Annotated in this window: 16 protein-coding genes and 1 tRNA gene; 14 read left to right on the top strand and 3 right to left on the bottom strand. The window is 64.2% G+C overall.

Going from position 1 to position 24,509, the window contains the following annotated elements:
* The first annotated feature begins 237 nt into the window (after positions 1 to 237).
* From tkt to J8C05_RS06335, 14 genes are all read left to right on the top strand, one after another.
* Entirely contained in the window at positions 238 to 2,262 is a 2,025-nt protein-coding gene (tkt, locus tag J8C05_RS06270) for a transketolase (RefSeq protein WP_211421418.1), read from the top strand.
* Positions 2,263 to 2,355: 93 nt separating this feature from the next.
* On the top strand, positions 2,356 to 5,190 hold the full coding sequence (locus tag J8C05_RS06275; protein WP_211421419.1) for a bifunctional transaldolase/phosoglucose isomerase: 2,835 nt from the start codon (positions 2,356 to 2,358) through the stop codon (positions 5,188 to 5,190).
* Between the two features lie 111 nt (positions 5,191 to 5,301).
* A complete protein-coding gene (gene gndA / locus J8C05_RS06280; protein ID WP_058867534.1) occupies positions 5,302 to 6,735 on the top strand; it encodes an NADP-dependent phosphogluconate dehydrogenase in 1,434 nt (477 codons plus the stop codon).
* 82 nt (positions 6,736 to 6,817) lie between these two features.
* Positions 6,818 to 8,350 (top strand): glucose-6-phosphate dehydrogenase, encoded by a 1,533-nt coding sequence (gene zwf / locus J8C05_RS06285; RefSeq protein WP_211421420.1) that lies wholly within the window; start codon positions 6,818 to 6,820, stop codon positions 8,348 to 8,350.
* An 81-nt stretch (positions 8,351 to 8,431) separates the two neighbouring features.
* Positions 8,432 to 9,601, top strand: coding sequence for a glucose-6-phosphate dehydrogenase assembly protein OpcA (locus J8C05_RS06290; protein ID WP_211421421.1), 1,170 nt, complete (start codon positions 8,432 to 8,434; stop codon positions 9,599 to 9,601).
* Positions 9,585 to 10,349: a 6-phosphogluconolactonase gene (gene pgl, locus J8C05_RS06295; protein ID WP_211421422.1), complete on the top strand. Its 765-nt coding sequence runs from the start codon at positions 9,585 to 9,587 to the stop codon at positions 10,347 to 10,349. The genes J8C05_RS06290 and pgl overlap by 17 nt, the downstream gene beginning before the upstream one ends.
* A complete protein-coding gene (locus J8C05_RS06300; protein WP_211421423.1) occupies positions 10,342 to 11,211 on the top strand; it encodes a patatin-like phospholipase family protein in 870 nt (289 codons plus the stop codon). The genes pgl and J8C05_RS06300 overlap by 8 nt, the downstream gene beginning before the upstream one ends.
* A 240-nt stretch (positions 11,212 to 11,451) precedes the next feature.
* On the top strand, positions 11,452 to 11,835 hold the full coding sequence (locus J8C05_RS06305; RefSeq protein ID WP_211421424.1) for a hypothetical protein: 384 nt from the start codon (positions 11,452 to 11,454) through the stop codon (positions 11,833 to 11,835).
* Entirely contained in the window at positions 11,832 to 12,614 is a 783-nt protein-coding gene (locus J8C05_RS06310; protein WP_211421425.1) for a M67 family metallopeptidase, read from the top strand. Before J8C05_RS06305 ends, J8C05_RS06310 begins: the two co-directional genes overlap by 4 nt.
* Before the next feature lie 43 nt (positions 12,615 to 12,657).
* Positions 12,658 to 13,875 (top strand): ribonuclease D, encoded by a 1,218-nt coding sequence (locus J8C05_RS06315; protein WP_211421426.1) that lies wholly within the window; start codon positions 12,658 to 12,660, stop codon positions 13,873 to 13,875.
* 70 nt (positions 13,876 to 13,945) lie between these two features.
* Positions 13,946 to 14,018: transfer RNA gene (locus J8C05_RS06320), tRNA-Ala, on the top strand.
* A 299-nt stretch (positions 14,019 to 14,317) separates the two neighbouring features.
* Positions 14,318 to 16,066, top strand: a complete 1,749-nt coding sequence (locus J8C05_RS06325; protein ID WP_211421427.1) for a TolC family protein — start codon at positions 14,318 to 14,320, stop codon at positions 16,064 to 16,066.
* On the top strand, positions 16,029 to 16,739 hold the full coding sequence (locus J8C05_RS06330; protein ID WP_211421428.1) for a biotin--[acetyl-CoA-carboxylase] ligase: 711 nt from the start codon (positions 16,029 to 16,031) through the stop codon (positions 16,737 to 16,739). The genes J8C05_RS06325 and J8C05_RS06330 overlap by 38 nt, the downstream gene beginning before the upstream one ends.
* A 35-nt stretch (positions 16,740 to 16,774) precedes the next feature.
* Positions 16,775 to 17,707 carry a M50 family metallopeptidase gene (locus J8C05_RS06335; RefSeq protein WP_211421429.1) on the top strand — a complete coding sequence of 311 codons (933 nt, stop codon included), beginning with the start codon at positions 16,775 to 16,777 and terminating at the stop codon, positions 17,705 to 17,707.
* A 12-nt stretch (positions 17,708 to 17,719) separates the two neighbouring features.
* Here the strand turns inward: J8C05_RS06335 and J8C05_RS06340 are convergent, their stop codons facing one another.
* The 3 genes from J8C05_RS06340 to gltB form a co-directional block, all read right to left on the bottom strand.
* Positions 17,720 to 19,417 carry an Rqc2 family fibronectin-binding protein gene (locus J8C05_RS06340; protein WP_211421430.1) on the bottom strand — a complete coding sequence of 566 codons (1,698 nt, stop codon included), beginning with the start codon at positions 19,415 to 19,417 and terminating at the stop codon, positions 17,720 to 17,722.
* Between the two features lie 54 nt (positions 19,418 to 19,471).
* Positions 19,472 to 19,969, bottom strand: coding sequence for a YajQ family cyclic di-GMP-binding protein (locus J8C05_RS06345; protein ID WP_211421431.1), 498 nt, complete (start codon positions 19,967 to 19,969; stop codon positions 19,472 to 19,474).
* Positions 19,970 to 20,061: 92 nt separating this feature from the next.
* Complete coding sequence (gltB, locus tag J8C05_RS06350) at positions 20,062 to 24,438, bottom strand: glutamate synthase large subunit (RefSeq protein ID WP_211421432.1); 4,377 nt, start codon at positions 24,436 to 24,438, stop codon at positions 20,062 to 20,064.
* Positions 24,439 to 24,509 lie beyond the last annotated feature (71 nt).

A 24,509-nucleotide genomic window follows, 5' to 3' on the forward strand; every position in this document is an offset into this window, starting at 1 on the left:
TGTATCCGGTGGATGAAGCCGGCTGGCCACGGCAGCCTGAATCCGGAACCGGCCCGCGACACCGGGCCGTATCGCCACCGAGCCGGGCTTCCGCAAAACCTGCCAACCCGCAGCCCGGCGCGCGTTTGGGCTTGCTTTCAGCCGGGCAGGGGCGATACAAACACGCCAACCGTTCGTTTCATCACCCTTCCCAACCAAGCCTCACTTCCCAAACACGCTGAACCTGTCATTGCGACCATGGCTTCCTCCTCTGTCCCGAATGCAGCCGGCGATGCCCTTGACCGGCTCTGCATCACCACCCTGCGTACCCTTGCGATTGATGCCGTTGAGCAGGCCCAGTCGGGCCATCCCGGCGCGCCGATGGAGAATGCCCCCTTTGGCTATCTGCTCTACACACGCTACCTGCGCCACAACCCCCGCAACCCGCAGTGGCCAAACCGGGACCGGTTTGTACTGTCCGCCGGCCACGGCTGCATGCTGCTATACGGGCTGCTGCACCTGACCGGCTACGATCTGCCTTTGGATGACATCAGGCGGTTCCGCCAGTGGGGTTCCAAGACGCCCGGCCACCCGGAATACGGACACACGCCCGGCGTGGAAACGACGACCGGCCCGCTTGGTCAGGGCCTGGCCACTGCCGTCGGGATGGCCATTGCCGAAACCTGGCTTGCCGCCCATTTCAACCGCCCCGGACACAACCTGGTGGACTATTACACCTATGTGCTCTGTAGCGACGGCGACCTCATGGAAGGCGTCGCCTCGGAAGCCTGTAGCCTGGCCGGCACACTCAAGCTCGGCAAACTCATCGTCTTTTACGCCGACAACCGCATCACCATTGACGGAAGCACCGATCTGGCCTTCCGCGAGCAGGTCGCCACGCGCTTTCTGGCCTACGACTGGCACGTACAGTCCATCGAAGGCAACGATCTCCGGCAAATTGCCCAGGCCATCGAGCAGGCGCAGCAGGAAACGACCCGCCCCTCGCTCATTGTGGCGCGTACGCACATTGGCTATGGCAGTCCCAACAAACAGGATACGGCCAAGGCCCATGGAGAACCGCTTGGGGCCGAGGAAGTCAAACTCACCAAGCAGGTTTACGGCTGGCCCTACGAGGAACCGTTCACCATTCCGGCCGAGGCGCTCGAAGTCTATCGGCAGTGCATCCCGCGCGGCGAACGGCTCGAAGCCGAATGGCAGGCCCGCCGCGCGGCCTATGCAGCCGCGTTCCCTGATCTGGCCGCCGAATGGCAGGCCTTCCAGACGCAAACCCTGCCGCCCGGCTGGGATGCCGACCTGCCCCACTTCACCGACGCCATGGCCACCCGCCAGGCTTCCGGCAGCATCATCAATGCTCTGGCCCCGCGGCTGCCGTTCCTCATCGGTGGTTCGGCCGACCTGACGCCCTCCAACAACACGACCATCAAGGGCGCGCCGGCCTACAGCGCCACCACCCGCGCCGGCCGCAACTTTCACTTCGGCGTCCGGGAACACGCCATGGGAGCCATTCTCAACGGAATGGCGCTGACGCCCGGCTTCATTCCATACGGCGGCACGTTTCTCATCTTTTCCGACTACATGAAAGCGGCCATCCGCCTGGCGGCCCTGATGCGCCTGCGGGTCATCTATGTCTTCACCCACGACAGCATCGGACTGGGAGAAGACGGACCGACGCACCAGGCCGTCGAGCAGCTCGCCGGCCTGCGCGCCATCCCCAACCTGACGGTCATCCGGCCGGCCGATGCCAACGAAGTCACCGCCGCCTGGTGTACGGCCATTCGCAACACGGAAGGACCGACGGCCATTGTCCTCACCCGCCAGAAAGTGCCGACCTTCGACCGCACGCGCCACGCCCCGGCCAGCCTCCTCTCCAAAGGCGCGTATGTCTTTTCAAAAGAACAAGGTGACACACCTGACCTCATCCTGATTGGAAGTGGCTCGGAACTCCAGTGGGCCGTCGCAGCCCAGGCGCAGCTCCAGCAGGAAGGGATTGCCACCCGCGTCGTCAGCATGCCCAGTTGGGAGTGCTTTGAACAACAACCGGCTGAGTATCGCCACAGCGTGCTGCCACCAACCGTCAAAAAGCGGGTTGCCATTGAGGCCGCTGCCCCGCTTGGATGGAGAGATTATGTTACAGATGAAGGCGCAATCATTGCCATGAAAGAATTTGGCGCATCAGCACCATTTACCGTTCTGATGCGCGAATTTGGCTTTACCGTTGAGAACGTCATCGCCACGGCCAAGTCGCTGCTATCCCAAACCTGACCGGGCAGAGCCTCACCCAAGTCTCACGCTTTACTTCACACAGATGCAGTCAAATTGAAGCCTGAATGGCTTTTACCTATGGGAGTAGTACCTATGAATCCTCTCCGGGCACTCCACGAACAGGGACAGTCTCCCTGGCTCGACTACATCCGGCGCAGCCTGTTCACCAGCGGTGAACTCCAGCGGCTCATTGATGAGGATGGGCTGATGGGCGTCACGTCCAACCCGGCCATCTTTGAGAAAGCCATCACCGGCAGCCAGGATTACACCGCCGCTCTGGCGGCGCTGGAAACCGAACATCTCGACGCCATGGCTTTGTATGAACGGCTGGCCATCGAGGACATCCAGCAGGCCGCCGACCTTCTCAAACCGGTGTATGAGCAAACGCAGGGGCGGGATGGCTACGTCAGCCTCGAAGTTTCCCCCTACCTCGCCAAGGACACGGACGGCACGGTCACTGAAGCCCGCCGGCTGTGGCAGGCCGTGCAGCGTCCGAACCTCATGATCAAGGTGCCGGCGACCCCGGAGGGGATTCCGGCTATCCAGACGCTGATTGGCGAAGGCATCAACGTCAATGTCACCCTGCTCTTTTCGCAGGAAGCTTACCGCCAGGTGGCCGAAGCCTACCTCGCCGGTCTCGAAGCCCTGGCGGCCGCCGGCGGCGACCTCCGGCGGGTCGCCAGCGTTGCCAGCTTTTTCGTCAGCCGCATTGACTCGCTGGTGGACGCCAGACTGGAAGCCAAACTCAAGGCCGGTGAAGGCGACCGGGCGCTGCTCGAAAGCCTCCGGGGCAAGGTGGCCATCGCCAATGCCAAGCTGGCCTATCAGGCTTACAAAAAGCTGTTTGCCGGTGAACGCTGGGAACGACTGGCCGCAGCCGGCGCGCGCACGCAGCGCCTGCTGTGGGCGAGTACCGGTACGAAAAACCCGCAGTACAGCGACGTGCTCTACGTCGAGGAACTCATCGGGCCCGACACGGTCAACACCATTCCACCGGCCACCTGGGAAGCCTTCCGCGACCACGGGCGGGTGCGTCCGACGCTCGAAAGCGACCTCGACGCCGCGCACGACACACTGGAAACGCTTGCCAGGGTCGGCATTTCCCTCACCGAAGTCACCGATACCCTGCTCGTCGAAGCCGTCCGGCTCTTTGCCGAACCCTTTGACAAGCTCCTCAACTCGCTCGACAAAAAGTGCAAGGCCGTCAACTGGACGCGCCTCAACGCGCAGGAACTGCACCTTTCGGCCGAACACCGCCGGCTGGTGGAGGCCGAACTCGACGACTGGAAAATCAACGGCAAGGTGCGGCGGCTCTGGATGCGGGATGCCAGCCTCTGGACCCGGAGTGACGAAAGCCAGTGGCTCGGCTGGCTGGGGCTGGTCGAAGACCAGATGGCCAACCTGCCAACGCTGATGGCCGCCGCAGCCGACATCCGGCAGCACTTCCGGCACGTGGTGGTGCTGGGCATGGGTGGCTCCAGCCTCTGCCCGGAGGTGCTGCGGATGACCTTTGGCATCCTGCCGGAAGCGCCGGTGCTTCACGTTCTCGACTCCACCGACCCGGCGCAGATTGCCGAACTCGAAGCCCGGCTCGACCTGGAGCAGACAGCCTTCATCGTCGCCAGCAAGTCCGGCAGCACGCTCGAACCCAACATCTTCAAGCAGTACTTCTTTGAACGGATGAAGCAGGTCGTCGGGCCGGAGCGCGTCGGACAACACTTCATTGCCATTACCGACCCCGGCTCGAAGCTCGAAGGCATCGCCCGGGCCGATGGTTTCCGCTACATCTTCGCCGGCGTGCCCAGCGTTGGCGGGCGGTACTCGGCGCTTTCCAACTTCGGCATGGTGCCGGCGGCCATGATGGGCATCCCTGTCGGCGAGTTTCTCGACCTGGCCGATGATATGGTCAACGCCTGCTCGTACTGTGTCCCGATTGCCGAAAATCCGGGCGTCGTTCTGGGTTGCGCGCTGGGCATACTGGCCAAAGCCGGACGGGACAAGCTGACCTTCATCACCTCGCCCAAGCTCTGGGACCTGGGGGCCTGGCTGGAACAGCTCATTGCCGAATCCACGGGCAAGCAGGGGAAAGCCATCCTTCCGGTGGAGGGTGAGTTCCCCAGCGACATTTCGGTGTACGGCGACGACCGCATCTTTGCCTACCTGCGCCTTGACGACGACGACAACGACGCGACCGATGCCGCCGTGGCCGCCTTCAAGGACGCCGGCTATCCGGTCATCGTCAACCGGCTGGCGACGGAAATGACCCTGGGGCAGGAATTTTTCCGCTGGGAAATCGCCACGGCCGTGGCGGGGGCCGTTCTGGGCATCAATCCCTTCGATCAGCCCGATGTCGAAGCCAGCAAGGTGGCGACCCGTGAGCTGACGGCCGCTTACGAGCGCACCGGCGCCTTCCCGGATGAAACACCGCTGTTTGAGGCGGATGGCCTCCGGCTGTTCACCGACCCGGCCAACGCGGCCGCGCTCGGCGCGCACGACAGTCTGGCCGGCTATCTTCGCGCCCATCTGGGGCGAATCCAGCCGGGCGACTACTTTGCCCTGCTGGCCTACCTGGAGATGAACGCCCTCAACAAGGCGCACCTGCAGGCCATTCGGCATGCCGTCCGGGAGGAACGCCGGGTAGCCACCTGCCTGGGCTTCGGCCCGCGTTTCCTGCACTCGACCGGGCAGGCGTACAAGGGCGGCCCCAACACGGGCGTCTTTCTCCAGCTTACCTGCGACGACGCCTATGACCTGCCCGTGCCAGGGCAGGGCTACACCTTTGGCATCGTCAAGGCGGCGCAGGCGCGAGGCGACTTCCAGGTGTTGGCCGAGCGGCAGCGGCGGGTGCTGCGGGTTCACCTCGGCAGGGATGTCGCGGCCGACCTGGTGAAACTGCGGGAGGCCATCGCCCAGGCACTGGCGCACTGACCACCTGGCGACCTGTGCCGCCGCACCAGTACAGGCTCACCTGTACTGGCTCACCTGGCGGCGGCTTCTGTTGTTTGACCGTATTCATTCAAGGAGCGAGGCACGAACGTTATGGCGGAAGGATTGGCCGACATTGGCATGATTGGGCTGGCCGTGATGGGCAGCAACCTGGCACAGAATATCGAGCGCAACGGCTTTACGGTGGCAGTCTGGAACCGCGATCCAAAGCGCGTGGACGAGTTTATGGCGACCGTCGGCGCCGGCCGGAAGTTCGTCGGTGCGCACACCCCGGAAGACTTTGTGAAGTCCCTGGCCCGCCCCCGCAAGGTCATCCTGCTGGTCAAGGCCGGCGAGGCTACGGACTGGACGATTGAACAGATCAAACCCTATCTCGAACCGGGCGACATCATCATTGACGGCGGAAATGCACTCTACCACGACACCATCCGCCGGGAGCAGGCACTCAAGGCTGCAGGGCTGAACTTCGTCGGATGCGGCGTTTCCGGGGGCGAGGAGGGCGCACTATGGGGGCCGTCGCTGATGCCCGGCGGCGCGCGTGAAGCATACGAACAACTCCGGCCGATTTTTGAGGCGATTGCCGCCAAGGTGGATGACGGCCCCTGCGTCACTTACATTGGCCCTGACGGCGCGGGGCACTTCGTCAAGATGGTGCACAACGGCATCGAGTACGGCGACATGCAGCTCATTGCCGAAGCCTACGACCTGCTCAAGCGCGTCGGGAAACTGACGGCCATGGAACTGGCGGCCGTGTTCGGGGCCTGGAATGAAGGCGTTCTCAAGTCATTCCTTATCGAGATCACCGCGCAAATCTTCCGCGCCATTGACCCGGAGACGAACCAGCCGCTGGTAGAACTCGTCCTCGACAAGGCCGGGCAGAAGGGCACCGGCAAATGGACTTCCGAAACGGCGCTCGACCTGGGCGTTCCCGTTCCGACGATTCAGGCGGCGATTGATGCGCGGGTGCTTTCGGCGATGAAAGCCGAGCGCGTGGCGGCCAGCAAAGTCATTGTCGGCCCGCCGACATCGCCGGAAAGTCTTGATCAGGGAGACTTTATCGTTCTCGTCCACAATGCGCTCTACGCCAGCAAAATCTGCTCCTACGCCCAGGGCATGGCGCTGCTCGCCACGGCCTCGCGGGTCTATGACTGGAACCTCGACCTGGGCGAAATCAGCCGCATCTGGAAAGGCGGCTGCATCATCCGCGCGCAGTTCCTCGACAAAATCAAACAGGCCTACCAGCGGCGGCCCGACCTGCCCAACCTGCTGCTCGACCCGGACTTCAACCAGTGGATGACCGATGCCCAGACGAGCTGGCGCAGTGTGGTGAGCATCGGCGCGCTGGCCGGCGTCCCGCTGCCGGCGATGAGCGCCAGCCTGGCCTACTTCGACAGCTACCGCACGGCGACCCTGCCCCAGAATCTCACCCAGGCCCAGCGCGACTTCTTCGGTTCACACACCTACGAGCGCGTTGACAAACCGGAAGCCGGATTCATCCACACGGAATGGAAGGACCTCATCCAGTAAACCGGCCTGAGCCCTGACCACCGCGGCGGCCGGGCACGACCGCACTGCCCGGCTGCCGCGGCGAGCGTGAAGGAGCACGTCCATGGCGAACGATCTCAATCCCCTGCGCGCCGAAGCCCACGTCGAACGCACTCCGGACCCCTGTACGGTGGTCATCTTTGGCGCTTCAGGCGACCTGGCCAAGCGCAAGCTCGTCCCGGCGCTGTTCAACCTGGCCCGTGAGCGCCGCCTGCCCGGTGGCTTTTCCATTGTGGGCTACTCCCGCAGCCCCATGAGCGATGAGGACCTGCGGGCGCTGATGTACGAAGCCGTCGTCCGGTTTTCCAGCTCGGGTCCGCCCACGGCCGCCGAGTGGGAGAGCTTTGCTGCCGGCATGTTCTACTGTCAGGGTGGGTACGATGATGTCGCCGGCTACGCCCGGCTCAAAGCACGTCTGGCGGCGATTGATGCCGAACGGGGCACGAGCGGCAACCGGATTTTTTACCTCTCCACCCCGCCCAGCCTCATCGGCCCCATCATGGACACGCTGGGGGCGTCGGAACTGGCCCGGAGCGCGCCCGGAAGCTGGACGCGCATCATCATCGAGAAGCCGCTGGGCTATGACCTCCACACCGCCCAGGAACTCAACGCCCATATCAGCCGCATCTTTGATGAGAATCAGGTCTATCGCATTGACCACTACCGCGCCAAAGAGACGGTTCAGAACATCGTCGCCATGCGGTTTGCCAACGGTATCTTTGAGCCGGTCTGGAACCGTCGCTACATAGACCACGTGCAGATTACGGCGGCTGAAGCCGTCGGCGTCGAAGGGCGCGGCGGCTACTACGAAGGTTCCGGCGCGGTCCGCGACATGCTTCAGAATCACCTGCTCCAGTTGCTGGCCCTGGTAGCGATGGAACCGCCGACCTCGCTGGAAGCCAATGCCATCCGCGATGAAGCCATCAAGGTGGCCAAGGCCATTCGCCCCCTGGCGGCGTCCGAGGTGGATACCCATGCCGTCCGGGGGCAGTACACCGCCGGCTGGGTTGGCGGCAAGGCCGTTCCCGGCTACCGCGAGGAGGAAGGCGTCAGCCCGACTTCGACCACGGAGACCTATGCCGCCATCCGCTTCGGAATTGACAACTGGCGCTGGGCCGGCGTGCCGTTTTTCCTGCGCTCCGGCAAACGCATGACGAAGCGGGCGGCCGAAATTGCCGTCCAGTTCCGCCAGGTGCCGATGCGCCTGTTCACGACGACCGAGGCTGACCTGCACGAACCCAACCTGCTGGTGATGAAAATTCAGCCCGATGAAGGTCTGACGCTGCGGCTGGCGGCCAAACTCCCCGGCCACGCCATTCACCTGCGCTCCGTCAACATGGAGTTTCGCTACGGCACGTCCTTCGGCGTCCGGTCGTCGGAAGCCTACGAACGGCTGCTGCTCGACTGCATGTTTGGCGACGCCACCCTGTTTACCCGGCGCGACATGGTGGAAACCGGCTGGGCGCTCATGATGCCCATCCTCAACCACTGGGCGGCGTCCGGTGAACACAACCTGCACTTTTACGAGGCCGGCACCTGGGGGCCGGAGGCCGCCAACCAGCTTATGGGCGAGGGGCGCGCCTGGCGACGGCTCTAGCCGACGGCTCTAGCCCCCCGACGCTGGCGCACCGGAAGTACAAGCCCTTGCCAATGGCGCGGATTGCGGGAGGAAATGCCTGTGGGAATCGTCGAAGACATCGAACGCCGCCGCCCGGTTGACGTGGCGGCCATCGAACGCGAACTGACCGAGTTGTGGAAAGCCGCGGCCGAAGCCAAGGACGGAGCCGCCACCGATGCGGTCATGCGCGTCTGCCTGCTCAACCTGCTCGTCTTCATCACCGATGAAGCCCGCTTTGGTGAAGTCTCGGAAGTCGTCGCCAAGGTCACGGAATCCGCGCCCTGCCGGGCCATCATCATGCACGCCGACCTCTCCAGGACAGCCACCGAAACCCACGCCTGGATTGCCTCCCACTGCCACCTCGACGATCAGATGCGCCAGGTGTGCTGTGAGGAAATCCGGGTGGCGGCCAGCGGTTCCGCCATCCGCTACCTGGCGCGCACGGTCGCCCCACTCATTGCGCCCGACCTTCCCGTGTTTCTCTGGTGGCAGGACCTGCAGACGCTTCAGGAAAAATACTTCCTCGACTTTCTGCCGGAAGTGGACCGCGTCATCGTGGACAGCCGGGGACTGACGCACCGTGACGCACAGGCAGCGCAGCTTGCCCGCTTCGTCCTCGAAGCACGCCACCGGGCCGCCTTCAGCGACCTCAACTGGACGCGCCTCACCCGCTGGCGCGACCTCATCGCGGGTCTTTTTGACGCACCCGATTTGACGCACTACCTGCATCAATTGACGCGCGTTACAATTTTTTATGCCAGGGATGAAGAGGCGTCAGGCATCCCGCTTCAGGCCCTGTTGCTGGCCGGCTTTTTTGCCGCGCAGTTGGGCTGGACGCTCAAGGATGCCTACCAGGTCAACCGCCACCAGGCGGAGTTGCGCTTCCGCGCCCGCCAGCGGCGCGTCACGGTGACGATTGAGCCACAGGTGGTCCAGGGATTGCCACAGCGCCAGCTCAGTGAAGTCGTCCTGCTGGCCGAACGACCGGACATGGCCCGCTTCAGCGTGACCTGTCACCCTTCGGATGGCGCGGACTGGCTCTACACACCGGCCGTCGAGATTTCCGGCGGCGCGCGCTACCACACGACGATTGCCCTGCCCCAGTTGACGGAAGCGCGTCTGATGTCGCGTGAAGTCGAAATCTTCGGCCGTAGCAAACCCTACGAACGCGCCCTGCGCATGGCGCTCGACATCATCACGGAGCTGGAACTCGATGCCCAGTTCGACTGACCACCGCGTCATTCTGGTATTCCCAACGGCCGAAGACCTGGCACGGCAGGCCGCCACCTCGTTTGTGAAGCAGGCGGCCGCAGCCATAGCGGCCCGCGGCCGGTTCAGCGTCGCCCTTTCCGGGGGCACTACGCCACGCATCGTCTTCCGCTTTCTGGCCCGCCCGGAATTGGCGTCACAGGTTGACTGGTCACGGGTGCATGTTTTCTGGGGCGACGAGCGCGCCGTACCGCCGGATGACCCCGAAAGCAACTTTCGTCTGGCGCAGGAACACCTGCTTCAGCCGCTTGGTCTTGCCCCTGAAAACATCCACCGCGTCGAAGGCGAGTTGCCTCCGGCTGAAGCAGCCGCCCGCTATGACGCCCACCTGACCGCCTTTTTTGGCGCGGAGCCGCGCCGGTTTGACCTCATCCACCTCGGGATGGGGGAAGACGGACACACGGCGTCACTGTTTCCCCACACGGCCGCGCTGGACGACCCGGAAGCCCGCGTGGTGGCCAATGAAGTTCCACAGCGGCAGACGACCCGCATCACCTTCACGGCGGCGCTCATCAATGCGGCGCGGGCAGTGGAATTTTTCGTGACCGGCGCGGGCAAGGCGGGCGTGTTGCGGGAAGTGCTGCTGGGGGCGGAGCAGAAACATCTTTATCCGTCGCAGATGATTTGCCCGACCGACGGCACCCTGACCTGGTTTGTCACCGCCGACGCAGCCGCCCAGCTTCCGGCCGACCTGCTGCGCCATGCCTGACCGCCGACTCGGACTGGTCTTTGCCGGGGGCGGCAACCGCGCCTTTTACCAGTTGGGCCTGATGCAGGTCTGGCAGGATGTCTGGGCGCAGACGGCGGCGGTGGCCATGTGCAGCGCCGGGGCATGTGTCGTCGCCATGCTGCTGAGCGGCCGGGCGGAAGCCACGGCTGACTTCTGGAAACAACGTCGCGCCCACGTCCGGCGCAACATCAACTGGCTGCATCCACTGGTGGGCAAGCCGCTGACGCCCCACGCGCCCATTTACCGCGACACGCTGGATTTCTGTCTGGCCGAGGGGGGCTTCGAGCGCCTGCGCGCGCAGCCCTTTCCCCTGCTGGTCCTGACTTCCCGCCTTCCTGCCGGACTCCCGCCCAAGGCGGCGACGCTGGCTGGGCTGCTGGCGTACAACCTTGAAAAGAAGCTCAAGCCAGGCCTGGTTCATCCCACGTGGGGACAGCGGCTGGGCTTTCGTCCGGCTGTCTTTGACCTGCGCCGTTGCCCGACGGCCGCCGAGGCGACGGCATTGATTCTGGCGTCCTCGGCGACGCCCCCATTTACGCCGCTCGGCCGGATGGATGGGCAGGTGCTGCTCGACGGCGGGCTGGTGGACAACATCCCGGCCTTTGTGCTGGATGACCGGCCGGAGGTGGCGCGGCAGGTGGTCCTGATGTCGCGGCCCTACCCGCCACAGGTTGTCGGCCGCCAGGGCCGCCGGCTCTACATTGCCCCACTGACACCGCCGCCGGTCTCCCGCTGGGACTACACCCGCCCCGACCTGGTTGAGGCCACCATTGAGCAGGGCCGCCGGGAAGCCGCCCTGCACCGCGCGGCACTCGATGCCTTTCTCGCTGAACCCGCCTGAAATTTCACCGGACGGTCACGCCCATGACGCAGACGACCCGGCCACCGGCATTTTGTGTCACCTGATTGAAGCACCGCTGTCGTGGTGCGTCCCCAGACCCGTCAGGCCGCCGGGGTGTTTTATCCCAACCCGAAAACTGTTAGCTTTCCGGTAACTTTTTGCCCTTCCCCCGCAACCTGGTCTGGCAGGCACAGCCATGGCACAGGGTATGACCATCTCCGGTGAGGTTTACAGCACGGCATGAGCCAACTCGACGCCCCGACCATGAAGTTCCGCATGAGCGACACGCTCTTTACGGCGATTCGCGCCGCGCTCGATACCGGCGGGTCACGTCCGCTTCTGGTGCTTTACCTGCCCTATGGCATTGTGCGCGGACGCATTTCCCGTACGGTGACCGACACGCTCTCGGCGGCCCGTGACACGCGGCTGGAAAACGTCAGCCGGGTGCGCATCGAAACGGATGTCATCGAGCTGGACGACTGTGAAATCGAGCACTTCCAGAACCACATGCCTACCGCACACTTTCGCAAGCTGTACGTCCGCATGGACGCCGTGCAGAGCTTTGCCTTCGATGTCAAACACAACGAAGTCTTCCCCTTTGAACCCGAACCCCTGACGCCATGACGTTCCGCATCAAATCCGTTCGTGAAGTCGAACCAGCCCACCGCCCGCTGCCCCAGGTGCTGTCCACCATCGGACAGCCGCCACCCACGGGGCTTCAGGTGTTTCTTTCCCGGCAGGCGGAAGAAAAGATTTTGCTGGCCGCCCCGCTGGAACAACCCAGCGAACGGCTGCCCGACCTGGCGCGCACCTTTCTCGGCGAGAACGAGTGCGGCGGGCTGCTCATTGGCAATGTCTATCAGGCGGAAGCCGCCGGCTACCGGGTGACGTTCACCGCCATTGTGGACGCCATCCCGGCGCAGGAAGCCCAGGCCGGGCCAACTTTTGTGGAAATGGGAGCAACGGATTTGCTGGCTGTAACCAACTACCTGCAACGCCTGCGTGAGCACCAACGGAACGTCGCCGAGGCCGACCTGCGCATTGTGGGCTGGTATCACACCCATCCGGGGTTTGGCGTGTTTATGTCGGGCACAGACCAGGCCACCCAGCGGCAGGTGTTCGGTATGCCGTGGCAGGTGGCCGTCGTCTATGATCCGCTCAACGGCGAGTACGGCCTGTTTTACGGCAAGGACTCCACCCACCTGCCGGGATGGTACCTGTTCGACGCCCAGGCCGAAGGCTTCCCTTTCCTGCCGGCCCCGGCAACGGGTCTGGACGGCGTCGCTGCGCCGCGCCTAAGCGGCGACCTCTCACTGCGGCAACGTTTGATGACCGAGCTTGAAGCGGTGCGCCAGGGAGTGCGCGCCGCCCTTGCACGGTACCGTGACCCGGAAGCCTCGTGAAGGCTCCCGGTGGGCAACCAACCTCCCCTGTGGTCAGCAACCGATGTGGATTGATACCGACCGTGCCTTTCAGGAATTTTGCCAGCAGGCGTACACGCAGACAGAACTGGCCATTGATCTGGAGTTTCAGGGCGAAGGCCGCTACACCCCTCTTCTGTGTCTGGTGCAGTTGGGACTGCGTGACCGGTGTGTGGCCGTTGACCCCTTCCGCGTCAACCTCACCCCCCTTGCCCCGCTGCTGACCCATCCCGGCATTCGGAAGATTGTCCATGCCGGAGGACAGGACATCGTTCTCCTGCGGCGGGAAACCGAAGCCATTCCGGTCAGTGTTTTCGACACCCAGATTGCCGCCGCGTTTCTCGGATACGGCGAAGCCACCGGCTATGCCGCCCTGGCGCAACGTTTTGCCAGGGTTTCGCTCAGCAAAAGGCAACAGCTTACGGACTGGACGCGCCGCCCGCTGCTGCCGGAGCAGATCGAGTATGCCCTCAACGACGTGCGCTACCTGTTTCCGGTTTACGACGGTCTGCTCGAACAGCTTGCGCAGCACGGACGGACAGACTGGGTGCTGGACGCCTGTGCCGATGCCGTGGCGCAGGCCGTCAGGGTCCGTGAAACGGGACAGGAATACCTCAAAATCGGCAAGCTGGGCTCCCTGAGCCGCCGTGAACTGGCGGTATTGCGGGAGTTGTGCCAGTGGCGCGAAGCCACGGCGCGCAGTCGCAACCGCCCGGTGGGAACCATCCTGCACGATGATGTGCTGCGGCAGATTGCCTATACGCTACCCCGGACGGAGTCCGCCCTGCGGCAGATGCGTGGGACGAACAATCTCTCGCGGGAACTGGTGACGGAAATCCTGGAGACCATCCAGCAGGCGCTGGCGCTGCCGGAAAGTGAGTGGCCGGAGCCGGTCACTGTTCGCGAGTATGATCCCACGCTGGACGGTCTGGCGACCCTGCTGGGGGCCATTGTCCGGCTACGCGCCGGAATGCTCGACATGGCCGCCAACCTCCTGGCCACCCGCGACGACCTGCTCCGCTTCGCCGGCTGGGTCCTGCGCGAGCGCCCAGCGGCGGAAGCCGGGCAGCTTGCCGTCCTGCAGGGCTGGCGGCGGGCTGTCATTGGCGAGCTTCTGCTCGACCTCGTGGCCGGCAAATCCCTGCTCCAGATTGCCCCGGAAGCGCCGGGCGCGCTGCGGATCATCCCGCCAGCGCCCTCCGCTTCCGCCGACGGGCAGCCGGACCCCGGTGATACGGCGTGACGCAATGTGGCTTGACAGTGCGGTTTATGCCGCTTTATTTTCGCGGCCTGCACCAGTCGGCGTACAGCATGGGGATGTAGCTCAGTTGGTAGAGCGCTGCGTTCGCAATGCAGAGGCCAGGGGTTCGACCCCCCTCATCTCCATTTCCCTTCCAAAAGATTCCGCAAAGCGGGGTGTCCGAGTCATTCGGGTGCGCCACAGCCCCGGCCACCGGCCTTCAGCTTACACCTTGCGGCAACGGCTTCAGCTACGGCCGCATTGTTGCCGGAAAACACACGGCGGCGTAGTGTTTCGCGCAGAACCGGATGCCCTCGCTGAGCCAGCCTTTGTGAAGCCTTTGTGGAAGAGTGAAATTCAAGTGAAACCTGCCGGGTAAGCCCTGCGTAAGGGGCTGCAATTCTGACTGTCCACGGCTCGCCGTTTCTGGAATACCATTGCGACCATGTCACTGCGCAACGTTCTTTGCCTCGTCTTTACCCTGCTCTCGTCTGGACTTGCCACCCTGTCGGCACCGGCCCAGAACCCGGTGACGGATACGCCACCGGTGGGTGCCGTCGCAGGTGTCGTCGCCCAGCAGCCCACACCATCAGCCACACCACCGGGCGGGCAGGCGCCACCGTCACTTCCCGTTGCCGACCAACGCACCAAACGGGCGCTGGACGAACTGCCGACCACCCGGATTGGGATCACCCCCGGACGCATCCTGCGCCTCCCCCTGCGGGAAGCCATCCTCATGGCGCTGCGCAACAATCAGGACATCGAAGTTGAACGGGCCAACGTGCAGATTGCCCAGCAGAACGCGCGTGGCGCGTATGGCAGCTACGATCCCATTCTCCAGGCCGCCGTACAGTTTCAGTCCTCCACCTCGCCGACGGCGCAGACCTTCATCGGCGCGGAAGGTGGGGCCTTCAAGCGCAAGCAGCTCCAGTTCACGCCCACCCTGGTGCAGAGCCTGCCGACCGGTGGCAACTACTCGATTACCTTCACCAACGGACGTGAAACGAACAACGCCGGTTCCGCCGGGTTGAGTCCGCAGTACTTCTCGACGCTTGACTTCCGCTTTACCCAACCGCTGTTTCGGAACTTCCGGTCGAGCGTCAACGAGCGGCAGGTGAAGGTGAGCCGCAAGCAGTTGACCATCAGCGACGCCCAGTTCCGGCAGCGCGTCCTGACGACCATCGCCGCGGTCCAGTCGGCGTACTGGGACCTGGTCTTCGCCATCCGCAACCTGAACATCCAGCGGGACGCCGTTGAACTGGCGGACATCTCGCTGGCCGTCACCCGCCGCCAGGTGGAAGTCGGCACGAGCGCGCCCATCAACGTCGTCGAGAATGAATCCGAACTTGAAAACCGCAAGAACGCTGCCATCACGGCGCTGCAGCAAATCACCACGGCCGAAAACCAGCTCAAGCAGCTCATTCTGGGCGATCCCCAGGCTGACGAATGGCAGGCGGCCATTGAACCGACCGATGACGTGGATTTCACCCCGGTTGAACTCGATGTGCAGCAGGCGCTCGCCAGCGCCATCCGCAACCGCCCGGAACTCGAACAAATCCGCCTGCAGCAGGAACTCAACGACATCGAGCGGCTGTTTGCCGAAAATCAGCGCAAACCCCAGGTGGATGTGTTTACCGCGCTGACGCTCAGCGGTCTGGCAGGTACATCCCGCCTCGAATCTATCCCCGGCGCGCCAGTGTTCATCAATCCACGCTTCATCGGCAGCTACGGCACCGCGCTCAACAACCTTTTCTCCTTCGACTTTCCGACCTACACCGTGGGCGCAAACATTTCCTTCACCTTCCGCAACCGGACGGCCAATGCGGTTGTGGGTCGGACGCTGGCCACGGGACGCCAGCTCAAAGCCCAGGAACGCAACCTTCAGCAGAGCATTCAGGTCGAAGTGCGCAACGGCTTGCAGGCGGTTGCCTCGGCCCGCCAGCGCGTGGAAGCCACCCGCGCGGCGCGGATTGCGGCTGAAACCCAACTGCGCGGTGAACAGCAGCGGTATGCCGCCGGACTCTCCACGACCTTTCTCATTCTCGACCGCCAGAACCGTCTCTCCATCGCCCGTGGCAACGAAATCCAGGCGCTGACCGACTACAACAAAGCCGTGGCCCAACTCCAACGGACGCTGGGCACGTCGCTGACCGCCAATGGCATCGAGATTGCCCAGCCGGACCAGAACCCATAAAGACGCCGCTCCGGCCAGCCCCACAGGCTGGCCGGAGCGGTTCACGGTCCGCTGGCTGGCGCAGGTGGACTCGACCAATACGGCGCTCAAGGCGCTGGCCCAGGCCGGGGCGCCCGATGGTTTCTGCCTCGGCGCGGATGAACAAACGGCCGGCCGGGGGCAGTACGGGCGCACCTGGCATTCGCCGGCCGGAGAGGGGCTCTATGTCTCCCTTCTGTTCCGTCCGCCGTGTCTGACTTCCGACCAGATGCATCACGTCACCACCTTTGCCGGGCTGATGGTTCATGACACGCTGGCGCGGTTCGTGGGCACGCCGGCGCGCCTGGCCGTCAAAGAACCCAACGATGTCTTCCTCGATGGACGCAAGGTGGCCGGCATTCTGGTTGAAGCCGACTGGCACGGCGCGGCACTCCGCTTCGTGATTGTCGGCATCGGCGTCAACATCGGGCAGGTTTCGTTCCCGGAAGGGCTGCGGCAGCCGGCCACATCCCTGCGCCTGGCGCTTGGCGAAGCTGCGCCGCCGCGCGCGGCCGTCCTTGACGCACTCCTCAATGCCTTTCAGGACCACTGGGACGCCTTTCTGGCCGACCCGGCCGGCGTTGTTGCCGTGCGGCGGCAGGACATCTGTTTTCTCCCAGGCACTTTTCATGACCGGCAGGAACGTCCATACTAGCGTCAGCCCACGATCCTGTTCCGGGAGTAAACTTCATGCGCCATCCTGATGACTTTCCAGCCCGCCGTTCGTTTTCGTCAGGGCGGGCCGTCGCCATTCCGGTTGAACAAAACCGCAACTCCTCTCTTCTGTGGCTCATTCTGGCGACGGTGGCGACCCTGCTGCTGATGGCGGTGCCGTTTGCTTCCGTCGTGACGTTCCCGATTCGGATGTTCGTCACCTTCATCCATGAAGGCGGTCATGCCCTGGCGGCCCTGCTCAGCGGGTTCTATGTCATCCGTATGACGATTCACTGGGACGGGAGCGGGCTGACCCTGACCTCCGGGCAGAATGTGTTTGTGGCCAGTGCCGGCTACCTAGGCACGATGCTGTTTGGCGTTTTCCTTCTGCATCAGGCGCAGCGCCGTGGCCGCACCAGCCTGTTGCTGGTCGGGTCCGGCATTCTGGTATTGCTGCTCACGATTCTGTTCGTGAACGGTCAGGCTTCGTGGCTCATGGTGCTGCCGCTGGCGCTGGCCGCAACACTGCTGCTGGGGGGCTTGCGGATGAACCTCCCGATGCCGGCCCGGTGGGGCATGCTTGGTGCCGGCGGGCTGCTGGTGCTGTTGCTGGCCGTGGTCTGCGTCATGACCGGGACACTCTACAGTTGGGTGGCCGGACTCAGCATAGGTATCAGCCTGATTGCCCTGGGCGTCTTCACCAAACCGAACTGGGGACAGTTCATCGTCAATTTCCTGGCTGTGCAGTGTTGTCTGGATGCCCTGTCGGACCTCAAAACGCTGTTCTTCATCTCGACCCTGACGGGTATCCAGAGCGATGCCGCCAATATGGCCCGGATGACCGGCGTTCCGGCTTCCATCTGGGCTTTCCTGTGGCTGGCTTCCGGCGTCCTGCTGCTCGGTGTGACGCTGTGGCTGATTTTCCAGCGCCCGTCCCGTAAGGGCGCGGCTGCCCCCTCCGCACGCTAGCCAGCAAACGGCTCACACGATGCGCGGCAACGTTTCACGCGGCATCGCCCGAACCGTCCGACTCTCACGCACAAGCACCTGCCCCGGCGCGCCCTTGCGGGGGCGCGTCAGATGCCGCCGTTCCGCCACCCGTACGTCCACCCAGTCGTCCTGTTTGGCCTGCGAGAAATAGGCCGCCAACTCCGCCGCCGCCAGAATGACCGCCGGTGGAACCGCCTGCCGCTGCGGATTGCGGATGACGACATGCGCGCCGGGGTAATCGGCGGCGTGAAGCCACAGGTCATGCGGACGCGCCAGCTCGAAGGTGAGCCGGTCATTGTCGCGGGCAGTACGTCCGACGACGATTTCGTACCCTTCGGGTCCCCGGTAGCGGCGCAGCCCGGACAGGTCAGCCTTTTCACGGCGCACCCCGTTTGCCGGCGGTGACGTGCGTGGCTGCAAATCAAAGGGCACCCGGTCACGCAAAACCTGCACACAGTCCGCCAGCGCCGCTTCGTCCGTGGCCCCGACCAGTTCCCGTTCACAGTCCAGTGCTGCCGACAGTTCGGCCTCCAGCGCGGCCCGCCGTTCGGCGTTGGCGACGAGTGTGCGTTGCGCCCGCTGGTAGCGCCGGAAGTACCGCTGGGCCGCCGCGGCGATGTCTTCGGTGGGGGATTCAAGCGGGATCACCAGGGCCGACGGCGGCTCGGCATAGTAATCCACAACCTCCACACCCCCGGCCGTGCGCCTGGCCGTAGCAAGATTGGCGTACAGCAACTCACCCCACCGCCGGTACTGTTCCGCTTCCCCGGCCTGTGTATCGGCCACATCCAGTTTGTGCCGGGCCCGCTCAAGGCGTTTGCGCCAGGTGGTGATGGCGTGCTGCCACTGCCGGCGTAGGGACGCCTGTGCGGCGCGGTGTTCCCGTCGGGCATAGAGCGCCGCCACGGCCTCGTGCGCCGAAGCAAAGGTGGTCACGGGCAGCCCGGCTTCGTGGGTCAACGGAAGCAGAAACACCTCCGGGCCTTCCGGCAACTCATAGAGATAAAACGCCCGTGGATGGCACAGCTCCCGGTGGACGCGCTCGAAAGCCTCCCAGGGCGTGCCCGTCCGGGCTCGAAAGACCACTTCCTGCACCAGGCGCCGATGACAGCCGCGCAGGGTGTTTGACAGGAAAGCTTCCAGCTCGGCGGGCGTCTGCGGCCGATGTTCCGGGGGCATGGCTGACCCGTCGGGGGTGGGACTGGCCGTGGGCGGCAGGTGGTACGGCGCATCGGGAAGGCCCTGCCACGGACGCAGCGCCTCGACCACGCGCTCTTCGGCCGTCAGCAGCCACAGGTTGGCGTAGCGTCCGGCCAGGTCATGGCGGAGATGCCAGCGGGTGGGCTGCTCGGCTTCATCAAAACCGGCAAAGGTCAGCGTCACCGAACGCTCGGCCGGGACTTTGACAACGCCGACGAGCCGCGCGCCACGCAGCGCCTTCCGCAGCCGTGCGACGAAAGGCGGCTCGCCAGACATGTCAGCTTCCTGGGGATGGCGGTGCGTCAGGTAGAAGCGGCTGTCGTGCGGACGCGCCGCCAGCACCAGCCAGCGCCCATCCCGGCGGCGCAGGTCGAGTGCCACGGCATCGCGCCCGATGGCAGACACCTTGCCGACCGGAAGCCCGGCATCCAGACGGTCAAGTGAGTCCTGCAACTCACGCACGAGCGCTGCCAGGAAAAAGCCATCCATGACGTATTCAGAAAACGGCGCATCAGGAAACGCCGGTTCAGCCGGCCTCGAACCTTAGTTCGAGCGGTAGTTGGTAAACTGCATGTCAATCCCGAAATCGTGGGCGCGCAGCCGGGCGATGACTTCCTGCAACACATCCCGGTCCTTACCGCTGACACGCACCATGTCGCCGTTGATGGCGGCCTGGACCTTGGCTTTCGTGTCCTTGATGAACTTGACGATTTCGCGGGCTTTTTCCGTTGGAATGCCCTGTTGCAGGGTCACACGCTGCCGGACGGTTCCACCGGCCGCCGGCTCGATCTTTCCATAGCTCAGCGCCTTGAGGGGCACATTCCGCTTGATGAGCTTGGATTCGAGAATGTCTACGACACTTTTGAGCTTGTATTCGTCGTCCGACACCAGAACGATGTCGCGGCCTTCGAGTTCAATCTGGCTTTGACTGCCTTTGAAGTCGAAGCGCTGACCGATTTCCTTCATAGCCTGGTTGATGGCATTGGTGACTTCTGCCAGATCAACCTGTGAAACGATGTCGAATGAGTTGTCCTTTGCCATAGGTCATCACTGGGGCTTGGCACGCAGCCAGGAATGGTTTGCCACCCGGTAGTGTTCGTCCATAGCCGGGGTGACGGTGCAGGACAGCGGGCTTACGCTTCCTGCCGGCGGGGAAGATAGGCCACAAAGCGCGTGGAATGGGCTTCCCACGTCTCCAGCAGGTCCTGCACGGCGCGGCTTTCCGTTTCTACCATGAAATCCACAAGCAGCGCGTGCAGGGCCGTCAGTTCCTCCGGGGACAGTGCAGACGCCTCCAGGAATGCCCGGTTGACGTGCGTCTCCGGCGCCCCGCCATAGACATAGATTTTGCCACCGGTCATACCGGCGCCCAGATTCTTCGACGTTGGCCCCAGAATGACGACCAGCCCGCCCGTCATGTACTCACAGGCGTGCAGGCCCACGCCGTGCACAACGGCCGTGGCTCCGCTGTTGCGTACGGCAAACCGGTCGCCGGCAAAACCGGCGACATACAGCGTCCCACCCGTCGCCCCATACAGTGCCGCATTGCCAATAATGGCATTGGTTTCAACGTCGCTGCGCAGGGAGTCCCGCCAGCGCGGATGGGGACGAATGACGATTTTCCCCCCGCTCATTCCCTTCCCCACGGAATCGTTGGCTTCGCCCTGCAAACCCAGACGCAGGCCATCGGTCAGAAACACCCCAAAGCCCTGTCCGGCGCTGCCGGTAAAGCGCAGCGTGATGGGCGGCGGCGGAAACACCCGTTGGGGAGCCGGCGCGGACGGACTTTCAGCCACCGGAAACTGCCGTGCATGCGCTTCTGCCGCCAGCCAGCCGGCCAGCGTGGCCGGTACGGCGCGGTCACGGGTCGTGATCGGGTAGTCGAAAACAGACACCGGCGGGGATGCGCCCAGCCCGGCGCGCACGTCATCAAGAATCCGCTGGTTGAGTGCCCCCACCTGAAACGGCGCACGTGGTACAGGCAGCGGCAATGGCAGCGGGGGTGTCAGGAAAAAGGACAAGTCCAGGCGGCGCTCTGCCACGCGGTCAACATGACGCGGGTGCGGCATGAGAAGGTCAGTTCGCCCGACAGCCGCGTTCAACGTCGGAATTCCGGCGCGGGACAACCATTGACGCGCGTCATCGGCAATGGCCTCAAACAGGTGCACGACATGTTCCGGCTGTCCCGTGTACTTGGCTTTGCGCCGTGGATCATGGGTGGCAATCCCGGCCGGGCACTGGTTGGTTTCGCAGATGCGCGCCATGATGCACCCCTGGGCGACCAGCGCCAGTTTGCCGAAATCAAATTCCTCAGCGCCCAGAATCGCGGCCAGAACGACATCCAGCCCGCTGGACAACCCACCGTCCACCCGCAGGGTCACAGCTCCGCGCAACCCTTCTTCACAGAGCGCGCGATGGACTTCAACGAGTCCGATTTCCCACGGCAACCCGGCATGGGCCATGGAAATGAGTCCGGCTGCGCCCGTTCCGCCATCGCCGCCGGCAATGTGAATGATGTCGGCTCCGGCCTTGGCCACCCCCACGGCAATCGTGCCGATGTTGTTTCCGGCAACGAGCTTGACGCTGACCCGCGCGCCCGGATGCAGGTTTTTGAGTTCCTCGATGAGTTGCTTGAGGTCTTCGATGCTGTAGATGTCATGCATCGGCGGCGGCGAAATCAAATCCATGCCGGGCGTGGCATAGCGCGCCTGGGCAATTTCGGGCGTGACCTTGTGCCGCATCAGTTGCCCACCTTCGCCGGGCTTGGCCCCCTGGGCCATTTTGATCTGGATTTCGCGCCCCGTTACCAGGTAGCGCGCGGTCACACCAAACCGCGCCGAACCAATCTGTTTGGTGCTGGCCGTCAGACCAGCCGTGAAGTAGTAGGGATTCTCTCCCCCTTCTCCACTATTGCTGCGCCCGCCAAGCTGCTGCATCGCCAGAATCAAGTCGCGCTGCGACTCGGCGCTGATGGCGCCGAAGGACATTCCGCCCGTGCCGAACGTCCGCACGATTTCCTGCCGGGACTGAACCTGCTCCAGGGGTAGTGGCGCGCCGACGGAACGAATCGTGAGCAGATGCCGTGGGCTCACCGGCTCGTGATGGGCCCCGGAAGCCAGATAGGCGGCATACCGCTCCGGCGAGGGGTCACGGACGAAGGCATGCACCAGCCGCGCCCGCGCCGTCGTCATGGCGTGCTGCTCGCCCTGCCGGCCCTGAGTGTCTTCCTTGAACCGGAAGTGGCGCGGCAGCGCGCGCCAATCCAGCGTGTCCGCCGCCGCACACCAGTCGGCATGCTGGGCAAGCTGCTGACGGGCGAGGTCCTCCAGTTCGAGGCCGCCCAGGCGGCTGTCCTTGCCCGGAAAGAACTCGGCGAGCAGCCGCGCCCCCAGCCCGACCGGGGTAAAAAGCTGGGCATTCTGATAGCTGGCCAAAACAGAAATGCCCATCTTGGCCATGATTTTGAGCACGCCACCGGTCAAAGCCTGAACAAGCTGCTGTTCCCGCCGGTCAGCGTCGAGGTCGTCCAGTTTGGGATGCTGACCAAAGCGCGCCCAGTCGAGCGCCACACAGGGACACACCGCTGCCGCTCCAAAGCCAATCAGCGCAGCGACGTGGTGTGCCGTGCGAACCTCGCCCGTCTCGATGACCAGGGACGTATCGAGCAGCATCCCGGCTTCGTTGAGGCCGTTGACGATGGCGCGCAACGCCAGCAGGCTCGGTATTGGAACCCGCTGCGGACTGATGCCCCGGTCGCTGACGATGAGCACCGAAGCGCCATGCTCGGTCAGGTTCAAGGCCTGTCGCTGGAGTTCGGCCAATGCCGTTTGCAGGCCCTCCACGCCGTCCGATCTGGCAAAGGTGGCGTCCAGTTCGGCAATGTGTACGCCCAGCCGGGTCGTCCCCAGCCCTGTCCGCAGCGCCGCCATCCCGGAAAGCGAAAGTACGGGACCGGAAAGCTCGATGGCGGGCGGCGGCGGCACCAGCGTCTTGGGCGCAAAGATGTTGGGCTTGGCGCCAAGATGAACCGTCGTGTTCATCACCAGAGCTTCCCGCAGGTAGTCCACCGGCGGATTCGTCACCTGGGCAAAATCCTGATAGAAAAAGTCAAACAGCGGACGTGGAATATCGGACAACACGGCCAGACGCGCCGTGTCGCCCATGGAGCCGAGCGGTTCCTTGCCCGTCGCGGCCATAGGGGCCAGAAATGTCTGCACGTCGTCGTAGGTGTAACCAAAAGCCCGCGCCAGATGGCTGAACTGTACCGCCGTTGGAGCCGGCATTGGCGGCAGAGAGCGAGTACGCGGGTCAAAGACCGCGCCGGAAGCCAGCGCCGGCGTGCGCGGCTCGATAAAGGTCACGCTGCCGGAACGCAAGTCCACTACCACGCCTGTTCCGGCATGCAGCGCGCCTTTGGCACGCACCTGCCCCTCATCCACGGCAAAGGCCCCGGCTTCGGACGCCAGATAAAAAGCGTCGTTGGTCTCCGTCCAGCGGCCCGGACGAAAGCCGTTGCGGTCCAGGCGTGCGCCCACAACCTGTCCGTCAGCAAAGGCGACGATGGCAGGGCCGTCCCAGGGTTCGAGGGCCCTTCCCCAGAAGGTGTGGTAGGCGTCACTTTCAGCCGGCGGCATGACGATGGCCAGCGCCTCGGCCAGACTCAGAACGCCGCTCCGATAGCGCAGCGCCTCGATCATTTCGTTGAGACTGCCGGTGTCGCTGATGTTTCCGTGCGTCAGCAGTTCGCCGGCTTCGAGGCCGAGTGACCGTTCCCGCGAGTAGGCCCAGGCCCGATTTCCGGCAATCGTGTTGATTTCGCCGTTGTGGGCAATGAGTCGGAAGGGCTGGGCGCGGTCCCAGGCCGTCCGGGTGTTGGTGCTGAAGCGCCGGTGAAAGAGCGCAAACCGGGAAACAAAGGTTGGGTGCTGCAGATCGAGATAGAAGCGGTCAAGGTCGCCCGCGCGCACGAGCGCCTTGTAAACAATGGTTGTTGGCGAAAGGGAGGCAAAAAAACAGCTCGTGTCCAGCCCCTGCTTGCGCCAGCGTTTGCGGGTCATCTGCTTGGCGGCATAGAGCAGGCGCTCGAAGGCGGTCAGCGTCCGGGCCTGCGGTGGGCGTTTGATGACGGCCTGTTTCAGCGTCGGGAGCAGTTGCCGGGCAATGGGCCCCAGCACGGTCGGATTGGTGGGGACATCCCGACTCTCCAGTACGTGCAGGTCATGAAAATCGAAGGTCTCGGCCAGAATGTCAAAGGCGCGGGCGCTGCGTGCCGGCTCTGCCGGCAGAAAGAGAAAGGCAACGGCGATGCTTTCCGGCGGATAGCCAAAGAGGGCATAGGGCAGGTCGGTCAGCAGGCCCGCGCCATCGCTGGTGCGTCCGTCCGCAGCGCAGGCGCCCCGGTGCTCAACACAGCGCAGGGCGTGCAGCGCCGCCTCCACCACGCCCCGCTCGGGCACACCACGCCGCGACGCGATGAAACCGACCCCACAACTCGACTTCTCCAGGCGCATACGAACAAAGCCCGGCCGGCCATCCGCAGGAAAACCTCCACCCGGATGTCCGGCGCAACGGTGATATGGCA

The sequence above is a fragment of the Chloracidobacterium sp. N genome (genome assembly GCF_018304765.1).
Taxonomy (GTDB): Bacteria; Acidobacteriota; Blastocatellia; order Chloracidobacteriales; family Chloracidobacteriaceae; genus Chloracidobacterium; species Chloracidobacterium aggregatum.

Coding starts and splice junctions, on each gene's coding strand:
- tkt (WP_211421418.1), top strand. CDS start 238: ATGGCTTCCTCCTCTGTCCCGAATGCAGCCGGCGATGCCCTTGACCGG.
- J8C05_RS06275 (WP_211421419.1), top strand. CDS start 2,356: ATGAATCCTCTCCGGGCACTCCACGAACAGGGACAGTCTCCCTGGCTC.
- gndA (WP_058867534.1), top strand. CDS start 5,302: ATGGCGGAAGGATTGGCCGACATTGGCATGATTGGGCTGGCCGTGATG.
- zwf (WP_211421420.1), top strand. CDS start 6,818: ATGGCGAACGATCTCAATCCCCTGCGCGCCGAAGCCCACGTCGAACGC.
- pgl (WP_211421422.1), top strand. CDS start 9,585: ATGCCCAGTTCGACTGACCACCGCGTCATTCTGGTATTCCCAACGGCC.
- J8C05_RS06300 (WP_211421423.1), top strand. CDS start 10,342: ATGCCTGACCGCCGACTCGGACTGGTCTTTGCCGGGGGCGGCAACCGC.
- J8C05_RS06305 (WP_211421424.1), top strand. CDS start 11,452: ATGAGCCAACTCGACGCCCCGACCATGAAGTTCCGCATGAGCGACACG.
- J8C05_RS06310 (WP_211421425.1), top strand. CDS start 11,832: ATGACGTTCCGCATCAAATCCGTTCGTGAAGTCGAACCAGCCCACCGC.
- J8C05_RS06315 (WP_211421426.1), top strand. CDS start 12,658: ATGTGGATTGATACCGACCGTGCCTTTCAGGAATTTTGCCAGCAGGCG.
- J8C05_RS06325 (WP_211421427.1), top strand. CDS start 14,318: ATGTCACTGCGCAACGTTCTTTGCCTCGTCTTTACCCTGCTCTCGTCT.
- J8C05_RS06330 (WP_211421428.1), top strand. CDS start 16,029: ATGGCATCGAGATTGCCCAGCCGGACCAGAACCCATAAAGACGCCGCT.
- J8C05_RS06335 (WP_211421429.1), top strand. CDS start 16,775: ATGCGCCATCCTGATGACTTTCCAGCCCGCCGTTCGTTTTCGTCAGGG.
- J8C05_RS06340 (WP_211421430.1), bottom strand. CDS start 19,417: ATGGATGGCTTTTTCCTGGCAGCGCTCGTGCGTGAGTTGCAGGACTCA.
- J8C05_RS06345 (WP_211421431.1), bottom strand. CDS start 19,969: ATGGCAAAGGACAACTCATTCGACATCGTTTCACAGGTTGATCTGGCA.
- gltB (WP_211421432.1), bottom strand. CDS start 24,438: ATGCGCCTGGAGAAGTCGAGTTGTGGGGTCGGTTTCATCGCGTCGCGG.